This window comes from Streptomyces sp. NBC_01471 (genome assembly GCF_041438865.1).
In the GTDB taxonomy this organism is placed as follows: Bacteria; Actinomycetota; Actinomycetes; order Streptomycetales; family Streptomycetaceae; genus Streptomyces.
In genome coordinates this window covers 182969-205461 of sequence record NZ_CP109451.1, presented here as the reverse complement: position 1 = coordinate 205461, position 22493 = coordinate 182969, and the positions used below count along the sequence as shown (strand labels likewise).

The 22493-nt window shown below is 70.5% G+C and carries 8 protein-coding genes; 4 read left to right on the top strand and 4 right to left on the bottom strand.

What is annotated here, in order from left to right; translation table 11 throughout:
- Positions 1-16: 16 nt before the first annotated feature.
- The 3 genes from eccD to OG285_RS36755 all read right to left on the bottom strand — a co-directional run bounded on the left by eccD (position 17) and on the right by OG285_RS36755 (position 2174).
- Positions 17-1372 (bottom strand): type VII secretion integral membrane protein EccD, encoded by a 1356-nt coding sequence (eccD, locus tag OG285_RS36765; protein ID WP_331760209.1) that lies wholly within the window; start codon positions 1370-1372, stop codon positions 17-19.
- A 51-nt stretch (positions 1373-1423) separates the two neighbouring features.
- Entirely contained in the window at positions 1424-1738 is a 315-nt protein-coding gene (locus tag OG285_RS36760; protein WP_331760208.1) for a WXG100 family type VII secretion target, read from the bottom strand.
- Between the two features lie 70 nt (positions 1739-1808).
- Positions 1809-2174: a WXG100 family type VII secretion target gene (locus tag OG285_RS36755; RefSeq protein ID WP_331760206.1), complete on the bottom strand. Its 366-nt coding sequence runs from the start codon at positions 2172-2174 to the stop codon at positions 1809-1811.
- 465 nt (positions 2175-2639) lie between these two features.
- On the opposite strand from OG285_RS36755, the gene OG285_RS36750 reads away from it, so the two are divergent.
- The 3 genes from OG285_RS36750 (at position 2640) to eccCb (ending at position 8024) form a co-directional block, all read left to right on the top strand.
- Positions 2640-3368, top strand: coding sequence for a ricin-type beta-trefoil lectin domain protein (locus OG285_RS36750; protein ID WP_371793715.1), 729 nt, complete (start codon positions 2640-2642; stop codon positions 3366-3368).
- Between the two features lie 29 nt (positions 3369-3397).
- Positions 3398-3856 (top strand): WXG100 family type VII secretion target, encoded by a 459-nt coding sequence (locus tag OG285_RS36745; RefSeq protein WP_331760204.1) that lies wholly within the window; start codon positions 3398-3400, stop codon positions 3854-3856.
- A gap of 109 nt (positions 3857-3965) precedes the next feature.
- Positions 3966-8024: a type VII secretion protein EccCb gene (gene eccCb / locus OG285_RS36740; protein ID WP_331760203.1), complete on the top strand. Its 4059-nt coding sequence runs from the start codon at positions 3966-3968 to the stop codon at positions 8022-8024.
- Between the two features lie 330 nt (positions 8025-8354).
- On the opposite strand, the gene OG285_RS36735 is transcribed toward eccCb, so the two are convergent.
- Positions 8355-8702 carry a hypothetical protein gene (locus OG285_RS36735; protein WP_331760202.1) on the bottom strand — a complete coding sequence of 116 codons (348 nt, stop codon included), beginning with the start codon at positions 8700-8702 and terminating at the stop codon, positions 8355-8357.
- Positions 8703-10680: 1978 nt separating this feature from the next.
- On the opposite strand from OG285_RS36735, the gene OG285_RS36730 reads away from it, so the two are divergent.
- Complete coding sequence (locus OG285_RS36730; protein ID WP_331760201.1) at positions 10681-22422, top strand: hypothetical protein; 11742 nt, start codon at positions 10681-10683, stop codon at positions 22420-22422.
- Positions 22423-22493: the final 71 nt, after the last annotated feature.

Here is a 22493-nt window from a genome sequence, read left to right as displayed (position 1 = left end):
GGGGAGCGGTGGATGGTCACAGCTTCCCGCCCGCGCCCATCAGGTAGTCGACCATGCCGAAGACCGCCACGCCGAGGGGCACGCTCAGGACGCCGAGCACTCCGGCCAGCTGGTCGGGCCATGCCGGGCGCGGTGCGGACGCACCGCGCGAACGCCGCAGCAGCGCTGTGCCCGTCGTGAGCAGCACAAGACCTGCGATCAGGGTGATGGTCGCTCCCGACCACGCGGGAACGGGAGCGTAGTCGAAGAGCCTGACGGCCAGGGTTCCCAGTCCGCAGACACCGGCCAGGAGCACCGGCAGGACGGCCGGAACCAGCAGCACCGCACCGACCCTGAGCAGCAGCGCCAGGCTCAGGCACCCGGCCAGACCGAGGGCGTACGGGTCGTCCGAGGCGTCGAGCACGACAAGGCAGCCGGCGAGCACCACGCTCGTCAGCACGGTGAGTGCGACCAGTACGCGCCGGCTGCGCCGGACCACACCGGTGACGTCGGGATCGGTGTCGTCCGGGACCGCGGCGCCCGGCGGCGCCGGGATCAGTGTCGCGAGCCGACCCGCGACGGTCGGGGCCGCGGACAGCAGGGCGAATGCCACCACGGAGACGACGGCGGCCTGTTCCACCAGGCCGGCGTGCAGGGCGACCAGCAACACGCACACGGGGAGGGTGAGCGCCGCGAACATCTCCGCCATGGCCGTGACGGCCCTCGGGGCCGAAGCCAGGGCCAGCAGGGTGCCGATGTTCGCGCCTGCCACGACGGCCACCGAGGCACCTCCGGCTCCCGCACCGGCCGCCGTGTCCAGCACGTAGCCGGCCAGGGCCAGGGCCGGACACCCGGCAAGAGCGAGAGCCGTCCGCAGCGTGGCGGGCACGGGCCGCTCGCCGCGTCCCGCTGCCCAGGCCGCCAGCGGCAGTGTGAGCCCGAGGACGATCGCGACGATCCCGGCCACCGCGCTGCCCCCGGGCAGCCGTACCGCCAGTGTGAAGACCCCTGCCAGCAGGGTGAGCAGCCCGCAGCCGAAGAGGCTCGCCGCACGGTTGCGGGAGTTCCACGTACGGCCCGATGGGTCGGCCCGCACCACCAGCACCTCCACGTCCGTGACGACGGGGCTGTCCGACTCACCTTCGACGACGTCACGCAGGTACAGGACGGCGCCGTCGACGACGCCCGCCTCGTCGAGCGAGGTGCTCGGGGGGAAGGGCAGGGAACCGGCCCGCGCCAGCGACCAGGCCGCGGGCAGTTCCGGATGGTCGGTCTGGCCGCACATGAGGGTCAGCGCGGGGATGAACTCGGCGATCGGGGAGCCCGCCGGGAGGGCGAGGTCCACCCGCTTGCGTTCACCCACCACCGTGATCCGGCAGCGTTCATCGGCCACTTGGCTCGTCCCTCTCCGACCGGTACCGACGCATCGTCGAATGAAGCACCATCAGTGCTTCCACGTGGAGATGTTCGACCACTCAGCTTCCTCGTAGTTGTTCCAGTTGACGTGCATCGCCTGAGCGATCCGGCCGAGCACGCCGTCCGGCCCGAACACGCCCTCAGCGGCGACGTTCCACTCCGTCTGGAGGCCCTGGTAGTAGTCGGCGGCCTGGCTCCGGGTCCAGGCTTCCTGAAGCGGGCTGAGCAGCTTCCTGAGCTGATCCAGGTCGTCCGCGGCCTGTGTCGCCATGCCGTTCATCCAGGCCCCGGCGCCCTGAAGGCCCGAGCCCACCCAGATGGGAGTTCCGTCGACATCGGCCATGTGTGTACCTCCACGAACTGCGTTCGATCTCAAAGTGGTTGGTTGTTCGGTGCTCGTTCTCGTGCCCGGATCAGGAGAAGTTCGCGAGCTTGCCCTGACCCGGGATCGAACCGTTCACGGCCACCAGGTTGTTGATGTTGGCCTGCTCGGACTCGGTGTAGTTCACATAGTTGCCCTGCAACCCGCTGCCGATCGAGGTCAGCGCGTCGTGCAGCATCTTGGAGTAGACGTCGTAGTCGGTCATCAGCGCCTGGAACTGCTGCTGCGCGATTCCGCGCCATTCCGACTCCAGATTCACGACGTACGTCCTGATCTGGCCGAGGATGGCGTCGATCTGTGCCGCGGTGCTGTTGCAGGACGAGGCCGCTCCCGCGAGGTATTCGGGAGTGACGTGGTAGGTCACTCCGCCGGCGGTGACGGTGGGGCTGTCGCTCATTGACTGCCTGCTTCCGCAAAGAGGTGAAGACCCAGGTCCGGTCGGATGCGGCCCCGTGCCCCCCGGGGCCATGGGTCGGCGCACGACACCGATCGCCACGCGAACCGGCGGCCAGCGTGCCAGGCCCGCACAGCGGCGCAGGGAGCACAGCCGCGGCAACAGCACCAAAGGGAGGCGGTGCTGCCCGATCGGGCTGCGGCACGCGGTGGGCTCACAGGCCGGGCGACCGGCATTCGTATCCTCTGCATGGAGGCGGAAACGATGTCCCGGACGCCGCACCCCGAGCGTCCGCCCGCCGAGGTTCGCGGACGGTTCCCCGCCTCCGGGGACGTCGGCCCGACCAGAGGAAGGTCTTCAGCTTTGCGTGAATCACCGTCGAACGAGCCGGACCGTGACGAACGCCGGCGTCTTGCCGATGTGCTGTCCCGTCAGTTGCGCAGGGACGGCACACCTGAAGGCGGTCGCATGTCCCCCGGCGGCCGCGCGCTCGCCGCGGGAGCGTCCGTAGTGGTGCTGGCCGGGGCCGCGCTGGCGGTCGGTGCCCTCGTCAGCTCCGGTGACAGCCCCTCCCCGAAGACCGGGTCGAAGGCCGTCGAGGCCGCGGACAGCCTCTCCCCGAGCGACTCGCCGTCGAGGAGCGCGCCCCCGAGGGCGAAGAGCAGCCGGAGAGCGGAAGACCCTGTGGCGACCGCCCGGACCGTGTTCGCGGCGGCTTCGCCGCCGGCCGTCACCGCGAAGCCGTCGGCAACGCCATCCGCCCGTACGAAGAAAGCGGCCCTGAGCAAGAAGGCCGCCGTGGACGTCCCCGCCAGCAAGACGTACGCGATCCTCGGTTACGCCTCCAACCGCTGTATCAGCGTCCAGGAGAACCAGGTGCGCTCCGGTAACCCCGTCGACATCTGGGACTGCGTCAACGTGGCCGGCCAGCGCTGGTCGTTCGGTGAGGACAGCACGCTCCGCGCGGGCGGCCTCTGTCTGACCGCCGACACCTCGCCCGGCAGCGGCTCGGCCGTCTACCTCGCCGCGTGCGGTGGTGACCGGAACCAGAAGTTCTACCTGAACACGGCACACGATCTGGTCAACTCGCGATCCGACAAGTGTGCCGACGTCAAGGACAAGGCCACAGGGAACGGTTCCGCCCTCCAGCTGTGGACCTGCAAGGGCACGTCGAACCAGAAGTGGCACCTCGCCTGACACCTGCCACCTGACCAAGGACGACACCGATGGCAGAGCGCAGCACCGACTACGACAGTGCCCTCATCGCCGTGGATCCGCATGAGCTGAACGTCCACGCGCGGAGCCTGCACCACCACGTCGACGAGATCTCGCAGAGCGTGCAGCGCATCGTCGACGCCATGTTCCACCTCAAGCTCGGCTGGGCGGGCAAGACATCCGACGAGGTACAGGACTTCATTCGCCGCTGGAACCACGTCATGGCCGAACTGTTCGGTACGGAGAAGGACCAGATGTCAGGCGCGCTCAACGCGATGGCCGCCGGGGCGCAGTCCGCCTGCTACGCCTACGACGGAGCGGAGGAGGCGCTCGTGAAGATGTTCGACCAGTTGACCTCGGCGGTCTCCGGCGGAGCGTCCGCGGGCGAGACAGCGGCGGGCAGCATCGTCTCCTGGGCGACCGGATCCAGGCAGGACGGCACCAAGACGGCCATCACCGAAACCTGGTGACACGCCGAGGACGGGCCGGAGCGCCCGCGTACGAAGCAGAAAGGCAGTGCGGCGTGAGCCCCACCTTCCCTCCGGACAACGCCGGACGGCCCCGGGCGGGCCGTTCCTGATGAGCCGGATCGCATTCCACCGCCCGGCCCGCATCCTTCCGCCGACGGTCCCCGAGTCGGACGTATCGCTGTCGCCGCCACCGCAGACGCCCGACAACGGGGGCGGCGCCTCCGGCTGGCTGATGCTGCTCCTGCCCCTGCTGAGCAGCGTCAGCATGGCCGCGTACATGGTCACTTACGGAAAGACGTGGATGGTGGTCCTCGGGGTCGCCTTCGTCGTGCTCTCGGTGGGTCTCACCTTCACCGTCCGCATGCAGACACGCAAGAACAGCAGGAAGGTCAAGGAGCGTCAGAACAAGCGTTACTTCGAGTACCTCGCCGACACCCGTGAGAGGGCCTACGCCGCCGCCGCCCGGCAGCGCGTGGCGGCGGCATGGCTCCATCCCGGCCCGGAGCGGCTGTGGGCAGTGGCGACGGGACGCCGCCGGGTGTGGGAGCGCTGCCCGGCGGACGAGGACTTCCTCCGCCTCCGGCTGGGCACCGGCTGGGGTCCCCTCGCGGTCCGGTTGTCGCTCGGCCGGCGTACTGACCCCACCGTCGAGTACGAGCCGAAGGCCCGCCGGGCCGCGGAGGAACTGGTGCGCCGGCACACACGGGTGGACCGCCAGACCGCCTGGGTCGACCTGTCGCAAGCCGGTGTGCTGAGCCTCCTGGGACCCACCGACCGCACACGGCAGGCGGCCCGTGCGCTGCTCGGCCAACTCGGTGTCCTGCACGCTCCGGACGAGGTGCGGCTGGTCGTGTGCGGGCCGGCCCGGCACTGGGAGTGGACCAAATGGCTGCCGCACACGCACGAGCCGGACGCTCGCGGTGAAGCGGGTGTGGTGCCACTCGTGGCGGAGCGCCTGGAGGACGTGGCCGATTTCCTGGAACGGGAACTGGAGCGGGCCCAGTCGGAACGGCAGGAGCGGGCCGGGCGTCTCGGCGCCCGGCGCCGCCCCGGCCCGGAACGCCGCCTCGTGGTGCTTCTCGACGACTACCGCCCCTCGTCCGCCTGGGCGTCGTCGTCGCTGGCGACCTCGCTGCTCCAGGGAGCCGGCGCCGCCCTGGGCATTCATGTCGTGTGCCTGGTGGAGAAGGAGAACGAGGAGCCGAGCCGGGTCGATGTACGGGCGCGCGTGGCGGCCTCCGGCGCCCTGTCGCTGGAAGGCCCCCACCCGGCGCTGCACAGCCCGGTCGAGGATGCCACGCTCGACTCCGCCGACCGGATCCTGTCGGAACAGCTGGCGCGTGCGCTGGCGCCGTTGCGCCTGTCCGGCGAGCGTGAGCAGGTGCTGTCCCGCACCGTGTCACTGCCGGCCATGCTCGACTGTCCGGACCTCGCCGAACTCGACCCGCGTACGAGGTGGCTGGCGCCGGACGACGAACAGTTGCTGCGGCTGCCGATCGGTGTGGACGGCCACGGTGAGGAACTCGTTCTGGACCTCAAGGAGTCGGCCCAGGGCGGATACGGGCCGCACGGACTCGTGGTCGGCGCGACCGGCTCCGGGAAGAGCGAACTGCTGCGCGCCCTGGTCACCGGCCTGACGATGCGCCACTCGCCCGAGCACCTCGGTTTCGTGCTGGTCGACTTCAAGGGGGGAGCCACGTTCGCCGGTGTGACCGAACTCCCGCATGTCGCGGGGCTGATCACCAACCTGGCCGACGATCTCGCCATGGTCGACCGGATGCGTGCCGCCCTGCACGGAGAGCAGCAGCGACGCCAGCAGATGCTGCGGGACGCCGGGAACCTGGATTCGGTGCGGGCCTATCAGCTCCGCCACGCGGCCGGCGGCAAGGATGTGTACGGCAAGCCGTTGGCGCCGCTCCCGTACCTGCTCGTCGTGGTCGACGAGTTCGGCGAGCTCCTCTCCCAACGTTCCGACTTCATCGACCTGTTCGTGCAGATAGGCCGCGTCGGCCGCAGCCTCGGAATGCATCTGCTGCTGGCCACCCAGAGGCTTGAGGAGGGCCGTCTGAGAGGCCTTGAGTCCCACCTCTCGTACCGGATCTGCCTACGGACCTTCAGTGCGTCGGAGAGCCGGACGGTGATCGGCACGGACGATGCGTACCGGCTGCCGTCCATACCGGGTTCCGCCTACCTCAAGGTCGACGAGACACTGTACGAGCGGTTCCGCGCCGCCCACGTCTCCGGCCCCTACCAGCATCCCGACGAGGTGGCTGCCGCCCTCGCGGTACTGCCCACCGACCCCACGCCCTTCGGTCTGCGGACCGCACCCGACCCGGACGAGGCCGGGCAGGAGTCATCCCTGCCGGTGGTGGCGGCCCTGGACGGTCCGACCGAGATGGAGGTCGCGGTCGGGCAGTTGAAGCGGTTCGGGGAAGCCACCCACCAGGTCTGGCTTCCCCCGTTGCCGGCCCGGTTCCCCCTCGACAACCTGATCGGTCCCGTACACCCGGGGAAGAGCCGGGGGCTCGCGGCGGCCCTGTGGCCCAAGTGCGGGCAGCTCCAGTTCCCGATCGGCGTGATCGATCTGCCCTCGCAGCAGGAACAGAGCCCCCTGGTTCTCGACCTCGGCGGGAAGCAAGGGCACCTCGCCCTGGTCGGAGCTCCGCAGAGCGGCAAGAGCACCCTGCTGCGGACCGCTCTGATCAGCGCCATGCTCACGCACACCCCGGACGAGCTGCAGTTCTACTGCCTCGACCACGGCGGTGGCACACTGCACGCCTTCGAGCACTCCCCGCATGTCGCCGGAGTCGCCGGCCGCCACGACGAGGAACGTACGCGGCGCGCTCTGGCCGAGGTGCGCCGGCTGGTCGAGGACCGTGAGCGTCTCTTCCGCGAGTGGGGTGTGGGAGCGGCCGGGGACTTCCGCCGGCTGCGGGACGAGGGCGACCTGCCGGCAGGTACCCGCGGCGCTGACATCGTCCTCGTCGTCGACAACTGGGGTTCGGTCCGCACCATGGTCGACGACGCTGACGCCGCACTGACCGACATCGCGTCCCGCGGCCTCGGCGTCGGCATACACGTCATGGTGACGGCGAACCGCTGGGCCGACATCCGGATGAACCTGCGGGACACCATTCAGTCCCGGATCGAGTTGCGGCTGAACGACCCGGCGGAGTCAGAGGTCCAGCGCCAGGCCGCGCGCTCACTGCTGGGCGCGGTGCCCGGCCGCGGCGTGGTGGCGCCCGGGCTGCTCTTCCACACGGCGCTGCCCCGGATGGACTCGTTCCGGGACAGCCGGGACACGACCGGCAGCCAGGAAGCGATCATCGGGGGGCTGGCGGCGAACTGGGAGGGGGAGCCCGCACCTCCCTTGCGCGTTCTGCCCGAGCTCGTACGGCCGTCCGACCTGGACGCGGCCGGCGGACTGCTCGACCCGGAACGCACCGTGCCGGACAGCGAGGTTCTCATCGGTGTCGGCGAGGCCGATCTCGCACCGGTGGGTCTCGACCTGTGCGCCGGCGACCCGCACTTCATGGTGCTGGGCGAGGGAGAGTCCGGCCGCTCCAGCTTCCTGCGGATGTGGATGAGAGGTCTCACCGCACGTCAGTCCTCCAACGACGTGCGTTTCCTGGTCGTCGACTACCGGCGCAGCCTGATGGACGCCGTCGCGGAGGAGTACCTCGCAGCCCAGGCGGGCGACGCGGACTCTGCCGCCGCCTACGCGGCCCAACTGGCCGGCAAACTCAAGGAACGGCTGCCACCGCCCGACATCAGCGCGCGAAAGCTGCGCGAGCGTTCCTGGTGGAGCGGCCCCGAGCTGTATCTCGTCGTCGACGACTACGACCTGGTCGCCGACCCGTCGTCGCGCGGACCGCTCGCACCGCTGGCCGAGTTCCTCGCGCAGGCACGCGACCTGGGATTTCACGTCGTGCTCGCTCGACGGGTGGGCGGCACCGGCCGGTCGCTCATGACCGATCCGATGCTGAACCGGCTGCGGGAACTGGGCGCGGGCGGCCTGGTGCTGTCCGGCGACCCGAAGGAGGGCGTCCTGCTGGGTGACCAGAGGCCGGCGCCCCGGCCGCCCGGTCGCGGCGTGCTGGTGCGGCGGCGCAGACCGCCCGTGCTTCTCCAGTCGGTGCTGGTCGAAGACCCGGTGGACGGGGCTTAAGGGCTGTCCGCATCTCGCCAAGGGCGTCCGGGGCGGGTTGTCGTGTTCGAGAGGCCGCCGGGACCGGCGGCCGAGAGGGAGATTTCGCGTGTCGAGCCAGAACCTGCCCAACCTGGGTGTCGATGTCGGTCCCATCTACGACCTCGGCAACGCGTGGGTCGCTCTCGGCGACACCCTCTACGAGCAGTACCAGGCGGTGACGCGGTCAGCCATGACGACCGCGTGGACGGGTGACGCCTCAGTGGCCGCTGTGCGGACCAGCGCGAGTGTCTACAACGCGGTGGCGCCCAACGCCGATGCCTGCTGGAAGATCGGCGAGGCGATCAACAATTACGCCGACCAGTTGGTGTCCGCCGAGAAGCAGATCGAGAAGCAGATGCTGACGGCGTTCCTGGCTGAGATCTTCAGCTCGATCTTCTCGCTCGTCCTGCCGGGTATCGGTGCGCTCCTGGCCAACGTGATCAAGTTCGTAGGTGAACTCGTCGACTGGCTGATGACTTCGATCGCGAGTGTCCTGTCCAAGATGGGCAGCATCGCGGGATCCATCAGCTTCGCCGCTGCTTCCGCCGCAGCGGCGGCCGCGGTCCAGCTCGGGGAGGACATGCTCGGCAACGCGATCGCCGGCGCCATCACCGATTCGGGCTTCAACGTGGACTGGAAGGCCGAAGGCATCAGCATGGGCTTCGCCGGGGCGGCCGGGGGCGCCTTCGGGGGCGCCTTCGGCGGGCACCTGGGCGGGAACCCGTACAAGGGCTCCAGCAAGTTCCCCGGCCCCGGCAACAAGGTAGGCAACGGCAAGCTGGGAGGGCTCCCGGACGTCGGGGGTGAGGCCGGGTTCAACCCCAGGACCGTGGGCGGGGGCGGCGCTTCCGTGAACCTCCCGGCGCCTCCCCGGGCCGACGGCGCCTCCGGGCTGGGCACCATCAAGGTCGACGGCAGGCCCGTCACTCCAGCCGATCTGCACCCGGACTCCGGCGTGGGGGGCCGCATCGCCCCCGAGAGCACCCCCGGAGCGCTGCCGGCGTCCAAGGCCGTCGCCGACCCGCCGCGCAGCAGCGCCCCTGTCAATCCCCGTACCCCCGGGGGAGGCGCCCGGGTCTCCACACCCCCCGCGACCGGCCGCCCCGGCGATGCCGCGCCCGGCGGCGTGTCAGGCGGGGCGAAGGCGAGTGCGCCTCCGGCGCTGGGGCGCTCCGATGGGGCTGCCGCACCGACCGGTGCGGCGCCGCGCGGTCCCGGGCCCGGACGCGGGGCGGCCGGTGCACCCCCGGCGGAGGGACATGCGGCCGGTGGGGCCGGCCGCGCCGGAGCCGGTACGCGTACGGGCCCGGGTACTGACGGTGCGTCCGGGCTGCGTGGGTCGAGTGAGCGCCTTGGCAGTGCTGGTGGGGGGAGTGGTGGGTTGAATTCTGGGTTGGGGGTTGTTCATGGTGAGCGGTTGGGTCGGGTTGGGGGTGTGTCTGCTTTTAGGCCGGGTTCGGATTCGGGTGGGGGTGGTGTGGGGTCTGGGGGTTTGGGTCGTGGTGGTGTGCATACGTTCGGGGATGTTGGTGGGGGTGTTTCGTCGGGTGGTTCGGGTGGGGAGGCGGAGCGTTTTCCTGGGTTGGGGAAGCGGCTTGGTGGTGGGGGGAGTGGTGGGTTGAATTCTGGGTTGGGGGTTGTTCATGGTGAGCGGTTGGGTCGGGTTGGGGGTGTGTCTGCTTTTAGGCCGGGTTCGGATTCGGGTGGGGGTGGTGTGGGGTCTGGGGGTTTGGGTCGTGGTGGTGTGCATACGCTCGGGGATGTTGGTGGGGGTGTTCCGTCGGGTGGGCCGGCTGGGAAAGCGCAGCGTTTTCCAGGGTCGGGAAACAGGCTCGGCGACAGCGGGGCCTTCGGCCACCCCAACGCTCATCTCAAGGCTCTCCATGAGGAGAAGTTCCAGCGACTCGACGCATCCGCGGGATCCCCACGGGAGTCCGGTGGTTCCGGGCCCGGACTCCCGCGCTCCTTCGGGAGCGGCCGGAACAACATCCATACCGTCGCCCACGATGAACACGTACCGGGCCCGTCCGACTCACGGGGCGACTCCGGCACTGGCGGATTCACGGAGGTGCGCAATGCCAACGGCTCTGTGACGCTGACGCGATCGGAACAGCCGAAACCGGGCGCCGCCGGGCCTCGCCCCGGCTCGGGCACGCACAGTGGTGCCGAGGATCCGAAGGGCACTGTCACCCCGTCGAATGGTGCCGCGCGATCCGGAGAACACGCTGCCGCTTCGCACGACGGCACGCACGCCGGCGACGGCCCTCGGGTGTCCACGGCTCCGTCGCCGAGCGCTGAACTACCCACGGGCACCGCCGAACACGGACCTGTGCCGAACCAGAAGCCGGCCGGCCACGGCGCGGCGCGTTCGTCGGCTTCCGACGCTCACCCCGGCGCCGGCGCCGGGGTGCGGCACGGCGCCGAGACCCTCCAGCCGACGGGGCCCCGTGGTCAGGCGGTGTCGGAGAGCGGCCTCGTCAATCCCCCTGCCCGATATGCGCGTTCGAGCGGACAGGAGCCCGGGAGCGCGGCCGCATCCGATGCGGGGCGACCCGGGGCCATCCACCGGACCGACGCTTCGGGCACGGGAGGGAACCGGCAGGTCTCGCGGGCGCCCAACGCGAGGTCGCGCGGCATGGACCTGACTGCCGCCCAGCAACGGCTCAGCGCGCCGGATCTGACCGCCGAGCAGCGCAAGGAGGCACTGGACGCAGCGGACTTCTACGTGCGGCACCGCCTGGAGCAGGTGGCCCCAGGGATGAACCCGCACGGTGTCGTGCCACGTGTCCACGAGGTCGTGACGATGGTGGCGGCCGAGTACGTACGGGGCCACCACCTTCCGGCGATCGGACGTGCGCAGCAACTGATCCCCGGGCCGGTGGTGAGCCGGCCGCCCACGGTCGACGCGACGCCTCAGGCCATCGAGGCGGCTCGCACAGCCCGGACGCCGGCGGACGCCCTGACCGCCGCCGCGCAGCACGCGCTCAACCACTCGGCGGCAGCGGCGGCTTCGCCCGCCACCGCCGACGAGGCATCCGCCCGCATGCCCACGCAGAACCCCGCCCCCACCGCACCGGACCAGGCGGGGCCGGAGCCGGCCGGCGCGGTGACCGCCGACCGCCTCACCGTCCAACAGCGGGTCACTCTGACCCGGCACGCGCGGTACGCCGAGACAGTGCCGGCCGGCGACAGCCTGTTCGATGCCCTCGCGGCCGTAGCACCAGGAAGCTCGGCCGACGCGATGACGGGTACCGCGACGGCCCAGTCCGTACGTACGGCTCTCGCGGAACTGCTGGAGACCGACCTCGGCCGTCCGCCGTCCAGCCGCGTGTACTGGCCGCGGTTGGACGAACTGCTCGCTGAGCCGGGCGTAACCGTGACGGACGCACTGCGGGGCGGCGCCGCGCGGATCGTACGAGAGGCGGGCGGCGACGACGCTGTCCTGGCCGCCGCCCTCGCGCTGGTGACGGCCCAACGCGCCTGGGGTGTCGCCGTCATGGAACCCGACGGCTCTCTGAACACGGTCTCCGGCACGGAAACCGACCCGAAGGCCGCGCTCGTCCGGTTGCCTGCCGCCGGGGGCGAGCACGAGCGGTGGCTGCCGACGCGGTCCGTCCTCGACGACGAAGAGCCCACCGCCGCGGTGCCCGCCGACGGCCGCGGCACGTTCCGGGCCAACTTCGACGCCCCCGGGGCACCCGCGCCCGTACGGCTGCGAACACGGCTCGACCCCACCCCTCGACCCCTCGCGGAGCCTCTGTCCCCGCGAGAGCCTGGCGGTGAGTGGCGTGGGGCTCCCTCGGGGCCGGCTACGCGGCTTGATGCGGGTGTGCTGGCGGTGTATTTCCGGGCGTATGCCGGTTACTTGTCCGGTCTTGAGCATCTTGATTTTGTGACGGCGTATGCGGAGTTTGCCGTCGCACAGCGGATTGTGACTCAGGAGCTGGCTTGGGATCCCCGGATGCAGGGGCCGATGTCCGGTTTTCACAGGCGGTTGAAGGACGCTGTGAATGCTGCGGACATGCAGCCGGTGCGGATTGCGCAGGGTCGTTCTGTGCGGTTGTACCGGAAGATGTCGTCGGTGGAGGCTCATCAGATTATGGGCGCGCGGAGTCCCCAGGCCGGTCTCCTCCAGGCGATGCGTTACAACGCCAGTGACCAGTATCGGAAGTTTTTCTCGACGTCTCTTTCTCATACCAGTGCGTTCAGTAATGTGAATGCGTCGAATTCTGATGTGGTGTTGGCGTTCACGGTGTCGTGGGCTGATTACTGGGGGTTTGTGGGTAAGTACGGTACGCCGAATCAGCTGGCGGGTGCGTACAATATTCAGGCGTCTGCGTTGGTTCATCAGGAGTTGCTGCGGTTGGGTCCGCTGGCGAATTTCGTGCACGGGCAGCAGGTTGTGGATGTCGTGCAGAACGCTGAGCATCACAACATCGGTATCGGGCACGGCAACAGCCGTGAGTTTGCCCGGATGCTGGAGGGTGCGCGTTATGTGATGCCTGATGAGGTGACCGCGGCGGTGTACAACGAGCAGCAGGTGCGTGCGGGTATACGGCAGGGGTTCGTCGCGGCGCAGGTCGAACGGGACGTGGAGCGGCTGCGGCAGCATGCGGTCCAAGGAGCCCCACTCTCCGGCGCTGACGCCCTTCTGGCGCTGAACGCTCCGACACCGGACGAGGGCGCGCCCTTCGTCGCGGGGGAGGGGGCGTCCCCGGACTCCGTCGAGGTGGTTGCGGCGGTGGAGCCGCCGCGGTCGGCCGCTGTGGTGGCGGAGTTGCTGGCGCTGCCGGCTGATGCCGTGGCGGAAGCGCTGGAGGTGGTGAGTCCGGAGCACCGGCGGTGGCTGGCTTCTCACGGGCCGCTGGTGGCGGGGTTGCGCGGGATGTTGTCCGCGCGGGAGTTCGCGCGGGTGGCGGCTCGGTTGGTGGTCGTGGTACCCGGGCGGACGTTGCGGCCGGCGTCCGCGCGGAGCGAGGCGTATGCGCAGGTGTCGCGGATGTTGCTGGACGCGGAGGTGGCCGCGCGGTTGCTGAGCTCCGGTGCCTCGGTGGTGGTGGTTCCCCAGGACGTGCCGATCACCCGGCTCACTTCGTTCGCGTATTTGCACGGTCGCTCGGATCAGTTCGGCAGGCCGGTGGAGGCCATGCGGGCCGGGGCGGATGCGGATCTGACGGCGGTGATATCGGAGGAGAACCTCCTTGGTGAGGAGACTCCGGTGGGCCCGAACGCGCATTACGCGGACGGTTATTCGACGGCGACGCACGAGATCGCGCATCTGATTCACGGGGTGTTGGACTCTGTGGATCGGGAGATGATCTCACGGGCTTTCGCGCGCAAGAGGGGGCTGGGCGGGGCCGCGCAGTGGCCGGACGGGCCGCGGTTGAACCAGAAGGGTGAGGAGACGGACAACTACTCGTCCGTCGACGAGTACGAGTTCTTCGCGCAGACCAGCAACGCCTATGTGGGAACGAATCACGGTGTCGACGTCGCGACCGGCCGGCCCCGCAACAACGGAGCGGACTGGGTCCGTGTCCACGAGCCGGAGTTGGTGCCTCTGCTGGAGCGGTTGTTCGGACCGGATCCGGTGACGGTCCACGAGGCGCACGCGAACCCGGTCGACGAGACCGCCGCCGACAACGCCCGGTACGAAGCCTTCCGTACCTTCACCGACCTCGTCGAAGGTACGGGGCGGGGCGCGACCGGCGAGGAGTTGGAGCCTGTGGCGGGGGCTCGTGGCGCCAGTGGAGCTGGTGTGGGGTTGCGTGGGGCTCCTTCGGGGCCGGCTACGCGGCTTGATGCGGGTGTGCTGGCGGTGTATTTCCGGGCGTATGCCGGTTACTTGTCCGGTCTTGAGCATCTTGATTTTGTGACGGCGTATGCGGAGTTTGCTGCCACTCAGCGGATTGTGACTCAGGAGCTGGCTTGGGATTATCGGATGCAGGCGCAGATGTCCGGTTTCCATGGACGGTTGGTGGAGGCTGTGAATGCTGCAGATATGCAACCGGTGCGGATTGCGCAGGGCGGTTCTGTACGGTTGTACCGGAAGATGTCGTCTGTGGAGGCTCATCAGATGATGAGTGCTCAGAGTGCGCAGGCCGGTCTTCTCCAGGCGATGCGTTACAACGCCAGTGACCAGTATCGGAAGTTTTTCTCGACGTCTCTTTCTCATACCAGTGCGTTCAGTAATGTGAATGCGTCGAATTCTGATGTGGTGTTGGCGTTCACGGTGTCGTGGGCTGATTACTGGGGGTTTGTGGCTAAGTACGGTACGCCGAATCAGCAGACGGGTGCGTACAATATTCGGATGTCTGCGTTGGTTCATCAGGAGTTGCTGCGGTTGGGTCCGCTGGCGAATTTCGTGCACGGGCAGCAGGTTGTGGATGTCGTGCAGAACGCTGAGCATCACAACATCGGTATCGGGCACGGCAACAGCCGTGAGTTTGCCCGGATGCTGGGGGGTGCGCGTTATGTGATGCCTGATGAGGTGACCGTGGCGGTGTACAACGAGCAGCAGGTGCGTGCGGGTATACGGCAGGGGTTCGTGGCGGCGCAGGTCGAACGGGACGTGGAGCGGCTGCGGCAGCGTGCGGTCCGAGGAGCCCCACTGGCCGAAGGTGACATCCGTGTCTCCACCGGCCTCGCCGAGGGGACGGAGCACCCCGAGGCCGCCGGGCACGACTTCGGCGCTGAAATCAGCGATGACCGGCGGGGGTTCGGGGAGGCCTGTGAGCGTGCGCACAGCGCTCTGCGCGTCGTGCCGTCGCGGGCGCCCGCCGCCCGGCCGTACCCCGATGCGCGCCACGACCGGCCGCTGGCTCCACTGCCCGCTGACGCGGCTGTGGACGAGCGACCTCTGCCGCCTCTTCCCCCCGACGCGCACGAGAGGCCGTTGCCCGCGTCGCCCGCGCTGCCCGCCCAGAAGAGCCCGGGTGCGGAGCAGACACAGTCGTCCGCTGACGTGCCCTCCGGCCGCCTGGCCGCGGGGGCGGCCCCGACCGCCGACGACGCGATCGTCGACCGCTGGCTGACGGAGTCCGCGCTGTCCTGGACGAGGCCGCGTTCCGCGCAGCTGAGAAGGGTGGATCGGGAACTCGCGGCATGGCAGGACAGCGGGCGCCGGGACCCGGACGACCTGGAGCGCAACGAGCGGGAACTGAGAGCCGTCGCGGACGCGATCGCCGCCTGGCGCGCGGCCCCGGGCGCCCACCACGACCGGAGGGACGCGGTCGACCGTCTCGACGCACTGGTGAGTGTGGAGCGGGAGTCGGTGGGCCGCCGCGCGGGGCAAGCCGGTACAGCCTCTGGTGAGGGGCCCCGGCGCCCGGACGGGACCACGGGTGCGCGCCGGCGCCGCGTGAGGTTCGCCCCCGACCCGGACCGTGACCGTACGGGGGCCGAAGCGACCGTAGCGCGGGACGACGACGGCGCGACCGCGTCCGCGCAGTCCCCCGAGGGGGCCCCGGAACCTGCCTCGGACCCTGCCGCGCGGTCTGCGAACGGGCGCTGGACCGAAGGGGATCTGGACGACCGTCGCCCGGCCCGGGTGGTGCGCGACATCCCCGGCCCCGCGGTGCAACGAGGCTCCGTCGGGTTCACGGACGGCAGCCTGCTGCCCGCCTACCTCAACGGCGTCGCCCCGCTGCACCCGGACGGTCCCGGAGCGGGGATGCGGGGAGGGAGCTACGGTCACGCGCGGATCACCCTGCGCGGCGTGGAGCAGGTGGTCCAGGAGATCGGCTGGCAGTTGCGAGGTCTCGGGCAGGCCGAGCGTGGCCCGGCCGGTCTGCTGGGGCGGCTCGAGTACGCGCTGCGACTGGACGCCGGGTCGTTGACCGGCCCGGACGGCCGGCTGTTCGCCTACCGGGACGCGCGCGGACGCACGCAGTGGATACGGGTCACCGCGCGGCACTACGGGAAGTGGGAACGGTTCGCCGACGACGGCGGGGCGCCGGTCAAGTACGTCTCCAGCCACCGTGGCCAACTGGCCACCGGGGCGAACAAGACCGTGACGTCGAACGTGGTGGTTGCGCCTTCGACGGGGCTGGGCCCGCAAGGACCGCTGTCGGGCTTCGGCCGGGTGGGCCTGCGGTTCGGCCGTGCGGTGGGCACCGGCTACACCATGGTCGAGCAGCTGGTGAACAACGCCGAGACGCGCAGCCAGGAAGGTTCCCACCTCTACCTCGACGACGTGTACTACGAGGTCCGGCCGGTGGCCGGGACGCAAGACCCGTCCGATCCGTTCGACTTCGCCGTACGCCACGGTCTGACGGTGCGGCTGATGGACAGCGCGGCCCTGCCGCAGGAGCCGGGGCGTGCACCGAGGGAGATGCGCCTGACGCCCGGGTCGTCGTACCGCATGGTGCACAGTGAGGGCTTCGGCCCGGTCGACAACATGCTGGACTGGGCGGCGCACAAAGCGGGGGTGAGCCCGAAGGATCCCGCTTACCGCACTCTCGCGGGGTTCTTCTCCGCCCGCACGATGCACAGGATGGCGGAACTGATGGCGCACGGCCCGGTACCGGGGCCACCGCTGTTCGCAGACGACGCCCGCGGCACCTCTCTGGGGTCGTTCCTGATGGAGCGCACCGTGCCCGGCCGGGCCATCCTCCTGTCGGAGACCAGTGCGGCCGAAATGCGGCACTTCGTGCAGTTGACCGTACGGAACGAGCTGACGCGTTCGAAGGCACTGTCGGCCGGCGTGTTCGCCGCCGCGGGCCCCAGCCTGGACGTCCTCGGATTCTTCGACGGCGCCGCCGATCTGCGGGCCCAGTTCGGGCCGTCCGCGGACTACGGGTTCGCAGGCGAGCGGACCGCGAACCTCGGCGGAACCGGTGCGATGAAGACGCTCGGCCGTGCCAAGGGGATCCCCACCGATCTCTACCTGGTGGACAAGACGCTGTACGTGCGCTGGACCGGTGACAGCGAGGCGGTCGCCTTCCGCACCTGGAGCCTGGACAGGATGACCCGCGCCGAGGCCCGGCGCCTGGCCGGCTGGGACGACGGCACCGCGCTGCGCAAACGCACCGGGGCGCTGCCGCTCCCGCCGCACTACCTGACGCGGGACCACCCGCCCACCCTGGGGATGAGCCGGATCGAGGACTTCACCTTCGAGGACGGCTCCACGGTACGGGAGGTGAACGGCCGGCCGCGCACGACGCTGGAGGCGTTCACGGACCAGGTGCTCGACGCCGTCGCCAGGAAATACCCCGGCATGGTGGCACGCCTGGAGGACCTGGGCGCCCCTGCCTCGACGATGTGGCGCACCACGGACCAGTACCGCACGGTGCTGGCCAACACCATGACCGTCATCGCCGCACTGAGCCGCCACACCATGGCGCAGAACCTCCAGGCCCTGACCACGGTAGGCCACCGGATCGGGCTGATGGAGCAGGTGAGGTTCAGACGGCACTACCGTTATGTGTGGCTGACGGCCGAATTGACCGACCGGCGGTACGAGGGCACGTCGGACCACACCATTCGCAACTACCTTCTGGGCGGGGAGCGGATGGGGCAGCAGTCCGGCTCCGCCCGCACGCTCCAGGCCGGCACCGAGCTGAGCATGTCGGTCCGAGACACCACGAAGTCGCAGGCCACCCAGGCCCCGGTCAATTCCGGCACCCTGCAGATCGGGCCGCGCTGGATGTGGCGGACCCGCACGACCGCCGGTTCCGGAGCCACGCTGCACGACGAACCGATGGGGCAGCCCACGGGCCCGTCCCACCTCTACAGCTATCGGCTGTCGCTGAGCGCGACCTCCGGCGGGTACGGCCGGGTCCGGGGCCTGTACCGGCAGTTGAGCGCCGGCCTGCTGGGACTCGGCCACTTCGTGTCCCGGGAGCCGTCCACGGACCTGGTGGGGGGCGCCGCGGGCGCACCGCTGAACGGCCGCGTCCTGATGACGGCACCCTCGGGGCACAGTCCGGTGCGCGAGCCGGGTACGGGGGACACGCGCGAGGACGCGCGGACGGCGGACCGCTTCCGCGAGTTCAGCCGCTCGATCCGGACCGAGGAGATGACCACCGAAGAGGCCCGCGCACTGGCCGACGGCACTGCGAGCGCCGTACGAACGGGAGCGGACGAAGACCACGACCGGCTACGGCGGCAGCCGGTACAGACGGTCGCCGCACTCACGGACCCGGCACTGGTACGGGCCGCCGAGGCGACGATGGCGCAGGCGACCAGCAGGTCGTGGCACTTCGCACTGGTCGGAGTCCCAGCGCACGACGCGATGCTGCGCCCGTTCCATCCGGTGTTCTGGTCCGCGAACCTCGACCAGACGTCCGGCCCCCTGGGCTGGCGCCTCAGCGGGTTGTTCGGCAAGGGGCCCTACTCCGGCGACTGGGCCGCGATGGCCGTACGGACCCGGCTTCGGAACCTGACCGTGCTGGGCGAGCCCGTCACGGTCTACTCCGAACGCGGCGTCAGCGCCGACCTGGAGGCGTCGGGCGGGATCACCCACAGCTTCCAGAGCAGCTTCGGCGGTGCGGTGACCTACACCCGGTTCCATGACACCGGGCACACCCTCACCGGCGGCTACGGCGCGGTTCTCCGGTACGCGCGGAGCCGGGACGCGACACGTGAGGTCAGGCGTTCGGTGAACCGCGGACTGAACCTGACACACGAGGGCCCCCAGTACCTGGTCACCGCGGACCTGGTGACCGAGATCGCGGCGTCCGCCCGGTGGACGGCGGTCGGCGGACTCCTGCGGACCCGCTTCCCGGGCGGAACGCCGGCCGGCCGGCGCCTGGAGCTGCCGTCCGGGTATCTGGGGCATCTGCCGGAGCCCTCGGCGTACCGTCTCGGCCTGGTCCGTGACGGGCTGGAGGGGGTCCCGGAGTTCGATGCCCAGGAGTGGGAGATCCCGCGGTGGCTGCGGGACAACTTCTTCGGCGGCTATCCGGTCAACTCCCTGGACACCTCGGCGCTTCAGGCACCTTTCCTGTCCGAACTGCGCCGTCTCGGTTTCGGCGAGGACGACCTGGACAAGGTGCGCACCGCGCTCACCCCCCGCGCGATCCGGGCCCTCCTGATGGAGATGGCCGACACCGGTGTCACCGTGCCGGGGCGCGGCTCAGCGGTGCGCCGCTGGCGGGTGAGCATCGGCGGCCGGCAGATGACCGTGCGCATCGAACTGACGGCCCGCGAGCACCGGTTCGAGGGCCTGCGGCACTCCCTGGACATCGAGGAGTCCCGCAGCACCACCGAATCCGTCTCCCACGGCCGCACCACGAGACAGCGCACCGAGGCGGGGTTCTCGCTCAGCGAGGCAGTGACCGTGCAGCGCCACGACGTCTCCTCCGCCGGCCCGACCCTCAGTGACATCGGATTCAGCGAACAGCAGATCGGGGCGACGGAGACCACCACCCGGTCGGCCCTGGAGTTCACCCTCGGCACCCAGGGACATGCCGAGTACGCCGTCGACTACTCACTGCGTCTGGCCGTGGAGACAGCAGCCGCAGAACCGGAGGTACAGCTCGAAGGCCGTGCGGGGACGCTCCAGTTGCTGTTGCCACTGAGCCTCACCGCCCCGGTCACCGAAGACGTCCACCCGCTGCTGCGCTCGCCCCGCTCGACGGTGCCCGAGCCACGACAGGTGGTGTGGGAGCCGAGCCGGACGACCCTCGGAGAACTGGACAAGTGGCGTCGCGTCGGCGCGGGTCGAGGCCGCAGCGGCGACGAGGCGCCCCTCCTGGGCAAGGACAAGTTCGCGGTCCGGTACATCGCCGGTATCGCGAACGTCCACGCGGCCGCCGCCCTGACGATCGGCGGCGCGCACACAGCCGCCGGGCGCAAGGCCGGCACGCTGGACGGCGACCGCCTCGCCCGGGCCCTCGGCAAGGCGCGCGCCACCGATCTGACCCGCCCGGGCAGCCAGGGCGCACAGGCGCTGCAGGACGGCGCGAGCAACGCGGCCCTGGCCGGCTTCTACCCGCACACCCTCACACCGGAGGGATACCAGGTCCCCGGCGTCAGCAGCGCGAGTGCCTGGGGGAGTGCGGAGGCCGATCACCGGCTGTACTCGCGGCCGGAGTTCACCGCGGCCACATTGCTGGCCGTGGATTCCGCTGCCCACATCTGGACCATGGACGAGAACGGCGAAACGGTCGACACCGCCGTGACCCGCTCGGACGGCCAGGACGCGGTCATCGGCACCAACCCGTCGATCGCGTCGGACCCCGTGGGATCGGCGGCCCCCGCCATCGGCGGTACCGGCATCCAGACATCGGAGGGCGAAGGCCGCAGAAACGTCGACGGGTCGAGCGAACGGACCGCCATGTGGCCGGAGAAGGAACCCCTCTTCCTCTTCTGGATCCCCACACGCTGGCTGAGCGTGACGAGCGTCCACCACCGCGTCGACGACAGCATGCCCGGGAGGCCGGCGCGCAGTGCCTTCGGTGACATCACCACGGTGCCGATGGTGGCCGAGACCGACGCACCCGTCCTGGCCTGGGTACGCGAGCAGACGGCGCGTGATCTGGGGCTGCTCGACGACGACAGGTTCCCGGGGGAACTGCGCGCGGCCTGGAGGGAGGCCGATGACGCCGCCAAGGGCTGGATCGCCGCAGCCAAGACGTACTGGAACGTACGGCGGCCGCTGCGCGGACTGCTCCAGGAGCGTGACGCCGCACAGGCGGCGCTGACCGAGGAGGCGAAACGGGCCCGGGACGCCGGCGAGGTGCCGTCCGCCCCCGATGGGAGTCCGAACGGGCAGGACAGCGTGCGGCGGGCCCGCGAAGCCGGGGAGCGGCTGCGGCAGGCCCGATCCGCTTACGACACCGCTGCGGGCGAGGTGGCGGAACAGCGGAAGGCGGCTGACGGGGCGGCGGTCGAACTGCACCGGATACGGGCCGGCGCGGACATGCTCACCCGCTGGTACCAGCTGCCGGCGGCGACCCGCGCCGCGGTGCCCCGGCCGGCCGAGGTGACGTACCGCAGGCCGCAGGAGCCGGCGCGGGCCACGGAGCGGGATGAGGCCCGCTACGTGCTGGAGGAGACGGGAACCGGGGGTCAGGTGCCCGACCGGCTGGTGGCGCCCACTGGTGACGTCCACCGGCTGGACGAGGTGCCGTCGGACGGCGCGTCCTTCTACCACGCGCTCGCCGAGGCCGTGCGGTACAGCTCGCCCGCGGCCTTCCGGAGGGTCTTCCCGGCCGGAGCCGGAGCCCCAACGCAGGTGGTGGACGGGCTGAGGGAGCGGCTGGCGAGCGGGTTGCTCGACCCGCGCAACGCCGATCTCGCCGCGTTCGCCGCACCGGATGAGTCCGACCGGTTCACCGCGGACGACCTCGCAGCGGCCGGTGTCGATCTCGGCGAGGACACGCCGGCGCGCCGGGAGTTCGACGCGCTCGGGGTGATGCCGCACGCACAGGAGCTGAGTGAGGAGCAGCGCCTGCGCCTGGCGGCCGCCCAGATGCGCCGGTCGCCGGACGCCGCTGATCACGCGGGCTGGGACCACAGCGGAGCCGACCTGTTGGCGCCCCTCGCCGCACGCGAACTGAACCTGCGGGTGACGGTCGTGAACGCCGACGGCTCCTCCCAGGACTTCGCGCCGCTCACCGGCGCCGGTGAGGCCCCCAAGGTGGTGCTGCGGCTGGCGGGCCGTCACTTCCGCCCGGCCGTACCGTGGTCGGCGACGGATACCGAGGTGCCCGGCTCAGCGGCAGGGGAGTCCCGTCCGCCGTCGGTCGCTCCCGCCGTCGGGACCGCGGACGGGCTCCTGCCCGCGCACGGGACGCCACCGTGGTCGGACGCGGGGGCCGCCGCCGGTGCTCCGGGGCGCTACGACACGAGCGACCCGGGCCGGCTGAGGGCTCCCGACGGGCGTTGGTACGACCTGCAGCCCGCCACCGGCAGAGGTAACGGCATCTTCGGCGCGCTCTCACGGACGCTGGACGAACGGCGGCGCACCCGCCTCGTGCGCATGAGCGAACCGGATGTCCACGGGACCGCGTGGCTGCCGCACGACATGCCGCTGGACCCACGGGCTGTGTTCCCGGCACGTGAACTGGAGTCGAGAGGAATCCACCTGACAGCCGAACAGCAGGAATGGCACCACGACAACGGCGGTCGGCTGCCCGACGGTATAGCGCTCAACGACGATCAGCGCAAGGGGCTCGTCGTCGCCCATGTGCTCGCTGCCAACGGCTGGAGCGCGTCGACCACTGTGCGGGTGGTCCGCCGGATCGCTCAGTGGCTGAAGATCCACGTGGTTCTGGTCGCGGAGAACGGCACCGTGGAACTCGACGTCAACGGCTGGGCGGGCGCCGGTCCAGGATCCCGCAGTGTGCTCTACCGGCAAGGTGGCGACTGGGTGGCCGCCCTGCCCGCGCCCCCGGTCGGCGGAGCACAGGCAGCGGTGCGTCGTCGACCGTGACGATCCGCTGCCGCTGCCGCTGCCGCTGCCGCTGCCGCTGTCGGCCGCGGTCATGACCCCAGGACGCATCA